Raw genomic sequence first — 12,671 nt, forward strand, 5'->3', positions numbered from 1 at the left:
CATAGCATCATGCCAATTACATAGAAATTAAATGAGGGAGTTAATCAATGATTCGATTTGAAGATGTCGCAAAGCAATATCAGGATGATACATTTGCAGTAAAGTCGCTTAATTTAGAAGTTAAAAAGGGGGAATTCTTTGTTCTTATTGGTCCGAGTGGATCAGGAAAAACAACAACACTCAAAATGATTAATCGATTAATACCATTAACTGACGGAACCATTTATATTGCAGATAAACGAATTAGCGATTACGACATTAATGAATTGCGCTGGAATATTGGCTACGTCCTTCAGCAAATTGCGCTTTTCCCACATATGACAATTGAGGAAAATATCGCCGTAGTACCGGAGTTAATTAAGTGGGATAAAGAAAGAATAAAAAATCGTGTTACAGAGCTTTTAGATATGGTAGGATTGGATCCTAGTATTTACCGTAAAAGGAAGCCAAAAGAATTATCAGGTGGGGAACAGCAAAGAATTGGCGTAATCCGTGCACTTGCAGCTGACCCAGAAATAATCTTAATGGATGAACCATTTAGTGCGCTTGACCCTATTACAAGAGAGAAACTACAGGACGATATTTTAGCGCTCCAACGAAAGATTAATAAAACAATCGTGTTTGTTACTCATGATATGAAAGAAGCGTTGAAATTAGGTGATCGTATTTGTGTTATGAAAAATGGAAAGATGGAACAGGTTGGCACACCTGAAGAATTATTAGATCAGCCAGCAAATGACTTTATATTAAATTTTGTTGGTGAAGGAAAGAAACTCCATAACGAAAGAGTCAAACTAGAAAAAATCGCTAAACCATATGGCGATGATATCAAAATCGAAAATCTAGCAGATTCGATCCCTGAAACCGCAACAATTAAATCGATTCTTGAGCGACTAGCAACGGAGGAACAACTTCCAGTCGAAAAAAATGGTGAAATTATCGGGGTGATAAATAGAGAAATTCTTATTCAATATTTATCTGATCAGTTGAATGAAAGAGGTCAGGCACATGAATAATTTACTAACTACTTTTCAGGAGAGACAGGGACAGCTAGCTGCTACACTGCTTGAACATATTGAAATCTCATTTATTGCACTGTTTCTAGCAGTTATCATTGCGATTCCACTTGGTATTTATTTAACTAAAAAGCCGAAATTGGCAGAATACATTATTGGTATTACAGCTGTTCTGCAAACGATACCTTCTTTAGCGCTACTTGGTTTATTAATTCCGTTGGTAGGAATTGGTAAGTTACCTGCAGTTATTGCACTTGTGATTTATGCATTGTTGCCGATTGTAAGGAATACATATACAGGGATTAAGGAAGTGGACCAATCCTTAGTTGAAGCAGCTACAGCGATGGGGATGAATAGAAGGAAAAGGTTAGTAAAAGTAGAGCTTCCACTTGCATTACCAGTGATGATGGCAGGAATAAGAACATCAATGGTCTTAATTATTGGTACAGCGACATTAGCTGCTCTTATTGGTGGCGGTGGACTAGGGGAGCTTATTCTTCTGGGAATAGATAGACTGGATACATCTCTGATTTTACTTGGAGCAATTCCAGCTGCATTACTTGCGATTATCTTTGATTTTATCCTACGTAAAATGGAGCAATTATCGTTTAGAAATATGGTTATGTCGACAGGTATTATTGCATTGGCAGCCATTTTTATTATTCTTTTACCATTTATAACGAACGAAGAGGAAGATACAATCGTTATTGCTGGAAAGCTTGGTGCAGAGCCAGAAATTTTGATAAATATGTATAAATTATTAATAGAAGATGAAACAGAGTTGAATGTTGAACTAGAGCCAGGCTTTGGAAAGACCTCTTTTGTCTTTAATGCATTAAATTCGGGAGATATCGATATCTATCCAGAATTTAGTGGAACAATTATCTCAGAGTTTTTGAAAGAAACTGCTGTTAGTACAGATCGTGAAGAAGTGTATGAACAAGCAAAAGCTGGGATAAAAGAAGCCTATGATCTGACATTGCTAGAACCTATGGAATTCAATAATACGTACACATTAGCAGTATCACAAGAATTCGCTGAGCGTCATCAAGTTGAAACGATTTCGGATTTAAAACCGATTGAGCAAGAAGTTAAAGCAGGTTTCACATTAGAATTCAATGACCGTGAAGATGGATATATCGGGATTCAAAATTTATATGATATTGCATTTGCAAATGTCATTACAATGGAGCCAAAATTGCGCTATACGGCAATTCAGTCTGGTGAAATAAATTTAGTTGATGCGTATTCAACTGACAGTGAACTAAGGGAATTTAATTTAACGGTACTGGAGGATGACCAAGGGTTATTTCCGCCATATCAAGGGGCGCCATTATTAAGAACAGAAACCGCCCGAGAGTACCCTGAAATTGCAGATGCCTTAAACAAACTGTCTGGAAAAATAACAGATGACGAAATGAGAGAAATGAACTACAAGGTTAATGTTGAAGGAGAGAGAGCAGAGGATGTTGCTGCAGAATATCTAAGAGGTGAAGGATTATTGGATTGATTTCATTCTAAAGAAGATGGTATATCGCTGGTTGGGCAAATAAGTTTGTGTTTAATAGACTTATTTGTTCAACCATTCTTTATTAGGTTTACATTTAAATATTGCGAGATATGATTCAGAAGCGGGAAATCAAGATATAAATAATATGTCAATAGAGTATTGAATGCAAAATTTGATGCTGATTAAATTGTCAGAATCATCTATAATAAAGGAACAGAACAGGTAAACACTGAGGAGTGTGATTATGATAAATTGGATAGGCATTATTATTTTATTAGTAGTAATCTTGGTAATTGCATTAATTGCAACCCTATTAATCTTAAAAAAGGAAGAAAATAAATTAAAGCAATATGAAATGGAAGGAGATACAATAGAAAATGAACTGAAAAGATCGCATGAATATGAGACAAAGTCATTGAAAAAAAACCTGCCAAACTTAGCATGGGTCTACATTATTACTATAATTGTATCCATTGTTATTTTAGCTGTATATATTTATAATTTAGACTGATAATAAATAGGCATCGCTTTTCGCAGATTTTATAAGGGTTAGAGCACTTCAAACTGGAATGATACATAGTCTATTATATACATGTTAAAAAAATGCGATGGTAACAATAAGATGGTGACTCAATGCAAGTAAGTTTTCATTAAAGGTTTGGTTATAATTTAGTTTTTATCATTTGCCCAGGATTGCATAAGAAGGGAAGTTTTTAAATGAAGGGCATAATATACAAGTTAACACCTTATTTACAAACTGTATTTAAACATTTACATGAAAATCCTGAGATCAGTTGGGAAGAGGTGCAAACAACTTCTTATATCAAATCATTATTCAGCAAGAAAGATTGTAAAATAAAAACGTTCGATAATTCTACAGGATTAGTAATAGATATCGGTGCGGGTAAGCCTGTTATTGCTTTACGTGCAGATATAGATGCACTTTGGCAGGAGGTCGATGCTTCGTTTCAAGCGAATCATTCATGTGGACATGATGCACATATGACTATCGTGATTGGTACATTATTAACGATGCTAGAAAGTAAGCAGCCGATTAAAGGAACGTTTCGTTTCATCTTTCAACCTGCAGAAGAAAAAGGGACTGGCGCTTTGACTTTCGTAGAAAATGGGGTTGTTGATGATGTAGATTATCTGTACGGGATGCATTTAAGACCAATCGAAGAATTAAAAAATGGTCAATTTGCTCCAGCAATTCAGCATGGTGCAGCTAAATTTTTAGAAGGAACAATTATTGGGGAAGATGCACACGGTGCAAGACCACATCTAAATGTAAATGCTATTCAAGTTGGAGCGGAATTTATACAATCATTGAATAACATACAAATAAATCCAATGTTCCCTCATTCTGTAAAGATGACAACATTTCATGCGGGGGACAAGAGCCCAAATATTATTCCAGGCAATGCGACCTTTTCAATCGATGTTCGTGCACAAACAAATGAAGCAATGCAGTATTTAACGGAGAAGGTTGAGCAGATCGCAATGATGCTTGCAACTTTTCATCAAATTAAAATAGAGTTAAAGACATCATCAAATGTTGCTGCAGCCGTACTTGATGAAGATGCGATTCGGTTTATGGGTGATGCAATCAAGATGAGCGTTGGAGATGCAAAACTAGCACCCGTTATTAAGACAACTGGTGGGGATGATTTTCATTTTTATACAATAAAACGTCCTAATTTAAAAGCTACAATGCTAGCAATTGGCTGTGACCTTACACCAGGATTGCATCATCCAAAAATGACATTTAATCATGATGTCATTCCGAAAGCGATTGAGATTATTTCAAACGCAATGGTAAGTACAGCAGCTTCTTATGAAAAAAAGGAGTAAGGAAGCGTATGAACAATATTGAAATTCGTCCACTTGAAACAATGGATGAGCTAATAGAAATGCAAAAAGTAGAAGAGTCTGTTTGGCAGGCAGACTCTATTCCTGTTCATCAAACATATACTGTTTTGAATAATGGAGGAATTATTCTCGGAGCATTTGATCAAAACAAGATGATCGGTTTTCTATACAGTTTTGCTGGGTTTGATGGAAAAAGCGCCTACCTATGCTCACACGAGTTAGGTATTTTACCAGCTTATCGAAAGGGCGGTCTTGGTGAGAGAATGAAGCAGATGCAGGCCGATTTAGCAAAGGAAGCTGGATACGAAATAATCACTTGGACGTTTGATCCCTTAGAAAGCGTAAATGCATACTTGAATTTACATAAGTTAGGTGCAGAAGGGGTTCTGTATAAAGAAAATTATTATGGTGTGATGGAAGATGAGTTGAATCAGGGATTGCCATCAGACCGAATTCATATTAAGTGGAAAATAAATCAACGAAATATTGTAAGGGACTTATCTATTCAGCAATCGCAAGTGCTTTTAGAAAAAAAACAAGATGGTTCACCACAAATCACCGATGTTTTCGATTGTATGGAGAATCAAAGCAATACAGTTTGGTATATGGCCTTTCCAGAGGATTTCCAAACGTTAAAAAGTGAGAATATCGCGCTAGCCAAAACATGGAGGTTTGCAACGAGAACCATATTCGAGGCATTGTTTGCAGATGGCTATAAAGCAGTTGATATAATACGAGATAAAGCAAAAAAGCAAAGTTTCTACGTTTTAGAAAAATAGGAGGTTCTTAGATTGGCAATTTCAATCAAGCAATTAAAGCTTAGAAAACTAAGAATGAATTTAAAGCATCCCTTTTCAACGAGCTTTGGTACAATTCAGAAGAAGGAATTCTTCATCACGGAAGCAATTGATGTACATGGAAACCATGGATACGGTGAATCTGTTGCCTTTTCGTCACCATGGTATACAGAAGAAACAGTAGCAACGAATCAGCATGTGATGGAGGATTTTTTAATACCAATATTACAGGAAAACAAACTTCATCATCCCGATGAAGTATCCAAGCTATTTAAACCGATTAAAGGAAATAATATGGCAAAGGCAGCACTTGAAGGAGCAATCTGGGACCTTTATGCAAAACAGAAAAATATTTCTTTAGCGGAAGCATTAGGTGGGAAAAAAAGACAAATTGAAGTTGGTATTAGTATTGGTATTCAGTCAACTGTAAATGAGTTAATCGAAATTATCTCTCAAAATGTTGAAGCAGGCTATAAACGAATCAAACTAAAAATAAAGCCAGGCTGGGATTTTGAAGTGTTACAGAAAGTACGAACGCATTTTCCAGATACGATGATTATGGCGGATGCAAATTCTGCTTATACGAGGGAAGATATTTGGCAACTGCAAAAGTTAGACGATTTTAATTTAATGATGATCGAGCAGCCATTAGCACATGATGATATCGTTGATCATGCAAAACTTCAATCTACTATACATACGCCGATTTGTTTGGATGAAAGTATTCATTCACTTGGAGATACAAGAAAAGCTTATGAGCTAGGTAGCTGTAAAATTATTAATATTAAAATAGGACGAGTTGGTGGACTTACAGAGGCAAAGAAAATTCATGATTTCTGTTTGGAACATAATATCCCAGTCTGGTGTGGCGGAATGTTAGAATCTGGAGTTGGCCGTGCACATAATATAGCGCTTACGACTTTATCACAATTCACTTTACCTGGTGATACTGCAGGCTCATCGAATTATTGGGAGAAGGATATTATTCAGCCTGAGGTAATTGCTGAAAATGGTGTGATTCATGTTCCTGATAGTCCAGGTATTGGTTACGAGATAGATAAAAATGCACTTGATGAGTTTACAGAATGGGTGAAGGTATTTCAATTTTAGAAAGTTTAGGTGTCACCAAGCTTTTAGGTGACATCCTTAGTTGCGCTTATTCGTTAAGAAAGTATTTTTACTTTCTTACCTACCAAAAAAAGAATAGATCGGGAGGGTGATTCATCCCGATCTATTCCATGAAATTTAATTTTCGCCAAAAACGTCTTTCCATTCATCCTTTTTAGCAAGCATTTCACGAGCGAGTTCTTTCGCACCCTCTAAGCTGTGACTTGCAGCCCAGCCGCATTGAACTTCATTACAAGCAGGTACTTCAGTTGCAGTTAAAACATCCTCTAATGTCTTCTCAACTGTCTCTAATATTTCATTATAATTATCGTGATTAATAACAGTTAAGTAGAATCCTGTTTGGCATCCCATTGGACTTAAATCTACAATACTATTATGATGATTGCGGATTAATTCAGCCATTAGGTGCTCGAGTGAATGAAGTGCAGGCATTTCCATATGCTCTTTATTTGGTTGCTTAAATCGAAGGTCATATTTATGGATGACATCGCCATTTGCACCTTCTGTTACACCTGCCAAGCGAATATATGGTGCTTTAACTTTTGTATGATCAAGGTTGAAACTTTCTACATTCATTTTATTTACCATTAATATTCCACCCCTAAAATCTTATTTTCTATTCAGTATAATAGTAACATATTTCGTTATAACTGTAATGACATACTGATTCATATGTGAAAGTGGTTGTCATATTAATAATGATTAGTCGAAGTTGATATAAACTGCAAACTGCGAAATAAATTAGATGATCAATGATTCTCTGGCCGGTCGTTCGAAAATACACTACGCTTTCCGCGGGGAGCTGGTGAGCCTTCTTGTGCTGTCGCCCTTCGAAGTCTCACCTAGGCTCTTCTTCCCGCAGGAGTCTTCGTGTATTTTCTCCGCTAGGATGGTGCGTTTACTTCACTTCTTCACTACTTCCAAGGGACTCCTCGAAAATGAAGAAGCATTTTCTAACGACTGAAGGAGATACAATCAAGATTAAACCTAGTTAACAGTTTATCTAATTTCTGAAATAAGCAATAGAAAGAAAAAACAGATTGAAACCATGATAAATCAGCTTCAATCTGTATACTTGGTTTAGCGGTAATTACCAAACTTCCTTTGCAAGGTCAACAATATATTTTAATTTTTCCCATTGCTGTTCTTCTGTTAGCTTGTTACCATGGTGGGTCGATGCAAATCCGCATTGTGGGCTTAAGCATAATTGTTCATGTGGTACATGTTGTGCTGCATCTTTAATGCGTGCTTTAATTGCTTCTTTGTCTTCTAGCTCGCCATTTTTGGAAGTAACGACACCGAGTACAACACGAGCACCGTCATTTGGTACATGTTCTAATGGCTTGAAATCGCCTGAACGTTCGTCATCATATTCCAGGAAGAAGCCGTCGACTTTTTCCTTTGCTAGTAATGTTGGCGCAATTAATTCATAGCTTCCTTCAAAGGCCCAAGCAGATTGATAGTTTCCTCGACAGAGGTGGGTCGTTACAATTAGATCCTCAGGTTTATCTTCTAATACGCCGTTAATAACACGGAGTGCAAGATCGATTAGTTGTTCTCTTGAATAAGCACTGTCTGTTAATTCGTAATCTGGTGAAGATAGACCTGCGATATATACGTCATCCAATTGCAAGTAGCGGCAGCCTGCATCATAAAATGCTTTTAAAGCATCACGATATGCTTGAACGATGTCTTTCGCATATTCTTCAATATCAGGATAAATCTCTTTGTTCCGGATTGTATGTTCAAATAATTGATTCGGACTCGGTATTGTTTGCTTTGCAATAGCACGATCGCCGACAATTTCTTTAAACTCGATAAAATCTTTTACAAAAGGGTGATCCGAATTGAACGAGATTTTACCTGTATTGCGGACATGGTATCTTTCTGTTTCGACTTCATCGCTAAATGTATAGCCCAGTTCTGGAACATAGCCTTCAATTCCATTTAGATGCTCTAAAAAGTCAAGATGCCACCAAGAACGTCTAAACTCACCATCTGTAACAAGTTCTAAACCAACTTCAATTTGTTTATCAACGATACGTTTAATTTCTTGTGTTTCAACTTCACGTAATGCTTCTGCTGAAATTTTCCCTTCCTTAAATTCTGCTCTTGCCTTATGTAGATTATCTGGTCGTAATAGGCTTCCTACGTGATCTGCTTTGAATGGTGCTTTTACTAATGTTTTTGTCATGTTAATTCCTTCTTTCGATTAATTTTAATGTTGGGTTGCAAATGATTTTACCTGAAACGGATTAAATTGGATTATCACCAAACTTCTTTCGCAAGGTCTACAATAAATTTTAATTTATCCCATTGCTGTTCTTCTGTTAGTTTATTGCCATGATGAGTTGATGCAAATCCACATTGTGGGCTTAAGCATAGTTGTTCATGTGGTACATGTTGTGCTGCATCTTTAATGCGTGCTTTAATTGCTTCTTTATCTTCTAGCTCGCCATTTTTGGAAGTAACGACACCGAGTACAACACGAGCACCGTCATTTGGTACATGTTCTAATGGCTTGAAATCACCTGAACGCTCGTCATCGTATTCCAAGAAGAAACCATTGACTTTTTCCTTCGCCAATAGTGTTGGAGCGATTAACTCATAGCTACCCTCAAATGCCCAGGTAGATTGATAGTTACCACGACATAAATGGGTCGTTACAACTAAATCTTCAGGCTTATCTTCCAATACACCGTTAATAACTCGAAGTGCTAAATCAATTAAATATTCTCTTGATAAGTTGCTGTCATTAAAAGGAATATCAGGTGAGCTTAGTCCAGCAATATATACATCATCTAATTGTAAATAACGGCAGCCTGCATCGTAGAAGGCATTAATTGCATCACGATATGTTTGAATGATATCCTTTGCATATTCTTCTACGTCAGGGTAAATAGCTTCATTACGAATTCCCGCATTAAATAACTGATTTGGACTTGGAATTGTTTGTTTAGCTACAGCTCTATCCCCAACGATTTCTTTAAACTCGATGAAATCCTTAATGTGAGGATGATCTGGATTGAATGAGATTTTCCCGATATTTCGTACGTCATATTTCTCTGTTTCTACATCGACAAATTTAAAGCCATGTTCAGGCACATAACCTTCAACGCCGTTGAGATGTTCCAAGAAATCAGTGTGCCAGAATCTACGTCTAAACTCGCCATCCGTGACAAGCTCTAAGCCGATTTCTATTTGCTTATCAACGATGCGCTTAATTTCCTCTGTCTCAATTTCCCGCAATGCTTCTGCTGAAATTTTCCCTTCATTAAATTTTGCTCTAGCTTTATGAATACTCTCTGGTCGCAGTAAGCTTCCAACATGATCTGCTCTAAATGGTGCTTTTACCAATGTCTTAGTCATTACAATCCCTTCTTTCGGTTTATTTTATGGTAATATTGCGAGTGATCTATCTGGAAATCCAGATACTTTTTCTGCTATTGGCATGATATTGCAAATCACGCCGTCCTTTGCTAAAACTTGATCCAAGTTCGTAAATATAATAAAAAAACCTCTTCTATGAAGATAAGAAGAGGTTTAAACGCCGTGTTTAGGTTCTCTTCTTATCTTCAAGCATTACGCTTCTGGAATTGGCACAGTACTGAAACAGTCTGTTGCCGAGATATCATAGGGCCAGTCCCTCCATCTCTCTGGATAAGAAAACTAAATATTTAATTGTTATTCCATAGGTTACAGTGATTCATCGGTAATGTCAAGTGAAAATAGTTATTTTTCTAAAAATTAAGGGAGATGTGATAATTTTACTGTAGTAAGGGTAAAGGAAAGTATCGGAATGAAGACTTCCTTTAGGTCAATACTAATCATTAACAATCTTACTGCAATGCCATGAGCAGAGAAATTTACATATTTTAGTCAATTGGTTATACTTGAATTTCTTAAGAAACTTTTGGAGGTTAAAAAATGAAGAATAAATTAATGTTAGGTTTAACGATGTTGATTTTAACAATATTATTAGCAGCTTGTGGTTCGAATGAAAAAAATGAAGAAAGCAATACAGATAATGCTGCAGATGATTCAGCAAATTTATATGATCAAGTCATGGAAAAAGGAGTACTCACCGTTGGAACAGAGGGTGTATATGCACCATTTAGCTTCCATAATGAGAAGGATGAATTGACTGGTTATGATGTTGAAGTAATCGAAGAAGTAGCGAAACGTATGGGCGTGACAGTAGATTTTCAAGAAACACAGTGGGATTCTATGTTTGCAGGGCTGAACTCAGAGCGTTTTGACTTAATTGCAAATCAAGTTGGGATTAATGAGGAACGTTTAGCAAATTATGATTTTTCAATTCCATATACACACTCGTCTGCGGTTGTTGTGGTACCCAAGGATAATACAGATATAACTTCCTTTGAAGATTTGGAAGGGAAGAATTCGGCACAATCTTTGACAAGTAATTACGGTGCGATTGCAGAAGAAAATGGTGCAGTTCTAGTAGGTGTAGAAGGATTGGCACAAGCAATTGAGTTAATTAAACAGGGACGTGCAGATGTAACAGTAAACGACAAGCTTGCTCTCTTGGATTACGTAAAACAAACAGGTGATGAGGAAATCAAGATCGTGGCGGAGGCAGAAGACACTTCAGATATGGCATTTGTCTTTAATAAAGGAAATGAAGAGTTAGTGGACGCTATCAATGAGCAATTAGAAGCAATGAAGGAAGACGGCACATTAGCACAAATCTCCGAAGAATGGTTTGGTGAAGATGTATCTACAAAGTAATATGATATATACAATCACTGCAAACACAGAGGGCTGGGAGTTATTCGTTAACTCCCTTTTACCAATGATAACAGGCGCGATCGAGTACACTATTCCGCTTACATTAATCTCTTTCGTTCTAGGTTTGCTATTAGCATTATTAACAGCAATGATGCGCATTTCGAAATCAAAACTATTGAATGCACCAGCGGTTGTCTATGTATCTGCAATTCGTGGCACACCACTTTTAGTGCAATTATTTATCATTTTTTACGGGTTACCAACAATTGGTTTAACAATTGATCCATTTCCAAGTGCGATTATTGCCTTTACACTAAATGTCGGTGCATATGCATCGGAAATAATCCGCGCTTCTATTCTATCTGTACCAAAAGGGCAATGGGAAGCAGCCATGACGATTGGCATGTCAAGAACAACGGCACTACGAAGAATTGTTTTACCACAGGCAGCAAGGGTTTCTGTGCCACCGTTATCGAATTCCTTTATTAGCTTAGTTAAAGATACCTCACTTGCATCGCTCATTCTAGTAACAGAGTTATTCCGGAAGGCACAGGAAATCGCTGCAAGAACATATGACTTTTTGTTATTATATGTAGAAGCTGCACTTATTTATTGGCTAATTTGTTTTATTCTATCACTAGTACAAACCGTAATTGAAAGGCGACTTGACCGTTATGTTGCTAAATAAGGAGGGAAATAGTGGTGTTTTTATCAATTAAAGGTTTAGCTAAATCTTTCGGATCCAATGAAGTTTTAAAGAACATTGACGTTAACATTGAAAAAGGAAAAGTATTATCCATAATTGGCCCATCCGGTTCAGGTAAAACAACATTACTTCGTTGCTTGAACTCTCTAGAAGAGCCAGATAAAGGAATCTTTACATTTAATGACGGATTGACACTTGATTTTGAAAAGAAAATTAGCAAACAAGAGATATTAAAGCTAAGACAAAAATCTGGAATGGTATTTCAGTCATATAATCTTTTTCCACATAAGACGGCGTTTGAAAACGTGACAGAAGGACCGCTTATTGTTCAGAAACGTAAAAAAGCAGAAGTGAAGGAATTAGCGGAAGGATTATTAGAAAAAGTTGGACTGAAGGATAAAATGGATTTATATCCTCATCAGTTATCTGGTGGACAGCAGCAACGTGTTGGAATTGCAAGGGCACTAGCTATGGAACCAGAGCTGATGCTGTTTGATGAACCTACTTCCGCGTTAGACCCGGAATTAATCGGCGAAGTACTAACTGTAATCAAGGATCTTGCAAGAGATAACTGGACTATGGTTATCGTTACACATGAACTGCAATTTGCTGGGGAAGTATCAGATGAGGTTCTATTTATGGATGGTGGTTATATTGTAGAACAAGGATCTCCAGAACAAGTTCTTAAATCACCGAAAGAAGTGCGTACACAGCAATTTCTGCAACGGATATTGAATCCTGCATAAGTTATTATTTATCCAGTTCTCAACTATAGTGAGAACTGGTTTTTTAATGTATCGGAAAATATAAAATCATCGTTACAGATGCTGCTATCTAGAAATTATTTAAGTGTCATTTTGTTGTATTATTTCTGCTGCATAAGTGAAACT

Annotated in this window: 12 protein-coding genes and 1 riboswitch; of the genes, 9 read left to right on the top strand and 3 right to left on the bottom strand. The window is 36.7% G+C overall.

Annotation, left to right across the window (positions count from 1 at the left end; all coding sequences use genetic code 11):
- Positions 1-47 precede the first annotated feature (47 nt).
- The 6 genes from CUC15_RS06655 to menC all read left to right on the top strand — a co-directional run bounded on the left by CUC15_RS06655 (position 48) and on the right by menC (position 6,305).
- Positions 48-1,016, top strand: a complete 969-nt coding sequence (locus CUC15_RS06655; RefSeq protein WP_114915908.1) for an ABC transporter ATP-binding protein — start codon at positions 48-50, stop codon at positions 1,014-1,016.
- Positions 1,009-2,526, top strand: coding sequence for an osmoprotectant update ABC transporter permease/substrate-binding subunit OpuFB (gene opuFB / locus CUC15_RS06660; RefSeq protein WP_114915909.1), 1,518 nt, complete (start codon positions 1,009-1,011; stop codon positions 2,524-2,526). The genes CUC15_RS06655 and opuFB overlap by 8 nt, the downstream gene beginning before the upstream one ends.
- 244 nt (positions 2,527-2,770) lie before the next feature.
- Positions 2,771-3,037, top strand: coding sequence for a hypothetical protein (locus tag CUC15_RS06665; protein WP_114915910.1), 267 nt, complete (start codon positions 2,771-2,773; stop codon positions 3,035-3,037).
- 206 nt (positions 3,038-3,243) lie between these two features.
- On the top strand, positions 3,244-4,380 hold the full coding sequence (locus CUC15_RS06670) for a M20 peptidase aminoacylase family protein (RefSeq protein ID WP_114915911.1): 1,137 nt from the start codon (positions 3,244-3,246) through the stop codon (positions 4,378-4,380).
- Between the two features lie 8 nt (positions 4,381-4,388).
- Entirely contained in the window at positions 4,389-5,177 is a 789-nt protein-coding gene (locus tag CUC15_RS06675) for a GNAT family N-acetyltransferase (protein WP_114915912.1), read from the top strand.
- Positions 5,178-5,195: 18 nt separating this feature from the next.
- Positions 5,196-6,305: an o-succinylbenzoate synthase gene (menC, locus tag CUC15_RS06680; protein ID WP_114918398.1), complete on the top strand. Its 1,110-nt coding sequence runs from the start codon at positions 5,196-5,198 to the stop codon at positions 6,303-6,305.
- 135 nt (positions 6,306-6,440) lie between these two features.
- On the opposite strand, the gene CUC15_RS06685 is transcribed toward menC, so the two are convergent.
- The 3 genes from CUC15_RS06685 to CUC15_RS06695 all read right to left on the bottom strand — a co-directional run bounded on the left by CUC15_RS06685 (position 6,441) and on the right by CUC15_RS06695 (position 9,692).
- A complete protein-coding gene (locus CUC15_RS06685; protein ID WP_114915913.1) occupies positions 6,441-6,911 on the bottom strand; it encodes an S-ribosylhomocysteine lyase in 471 nt (156 codons plus the stop codon).
- A gap of 502 nt (positions 6,912-7,413) precedes the next feature.
- Positions 7,414-8,517: a 5-methyltetrahydropteroyltriglutamate--homocysteine S-methyltransferase gene (locus CUC15_RS06690; protein ID WP_114915914.1), complete on the bottom strand. Its 1,104-nt coding sequence runs from the start codon at positions 8,515-8,517 to the stop codon at positions 7,414-7,416.
- A 74-nt stretch (positions 8,518-8,591) separates the two neighbouring features.
- On the bottom strand, positions 8,592-9,692 hold the full coding sequence (locus tag CUC15_RS06695) for a 5-methyltetrahydropteroyltriglutamate--homocysteine S-methyltransferase (RefSeq protein ID WP_114915915.1): 1,101 nt from the start codon (positions 9,690-9,692) through the stop codon (positions 8,592-8,594).
- A 197-nt stretch (positions 9,693-9,889) separates the two neighbouring features.
- Positions 9,890-9,990: riboswitch (SAM riboswitch) on the bottom strand.
- 260 nt (positions 9,991-10,250) lie between these two features.
- On the opposite strand from CUC15_RS06695, the gene CUC15_RS06700 reads away from it, so the two are divergent.
- Genes CUC15_RS06700 through CUC15_RS06710 form a run of 3 tightly spaced genes read left to right on the top strand, consistent with a single transcriptional unit; the run spans position 10,251 to position 12,527 of the window.
- On the top strand, positions 10,251-11,075 hold the full coding sequence (locus CUC15_RS06700; protein WP_114915916.1) for an amino acid ABC transporter substrate-binding protein: 825 nt from the start codon (positions 10,251-10,253) through the stop codon (positions 11,073-11,075).
- A complete protein-coding gene (locus tag CUC15_RS06705; protein ID WP_114915917.1) occupies positions 11,059-11,763 on the top strand; it encodes an amino acid ABC transporter permease in 705 nt (234 codons plus the stop codon). Before CUC15_RS06700 ends, CUC15_RS06705 begins: the two co-directional genes overlap by 17 nt.
- Positions 11,764-11,777: 14 nt before the next feature.
- Positions 11,778-12,527 carry an amino acid ABC transporter ATP-binding protein gene (locus CUC15_RS06710; protein WP_114918399.1) on the top strand — a complete coding sequence of 250 codons (750 nt, stop codon included), beginning with the start codon at positions 11,778-11,780 and terminating at the stop codon, positions 12,525-12,527.
- The last annotated feature ends 144 nt before the right edge of the window (positions 12,528-12,671 follow it).

The organism is Oceanobacillus zhaokaii (assembly GCF_003352005.1).
In the GTDB taxonomy this organism is placed as follows: domain Bacteria; phylum Bacillota; class Bacilli; order Bacillales; family Amphibacillaceae; genus Oceanobacillus; species Oceanobacillus zhaokaii.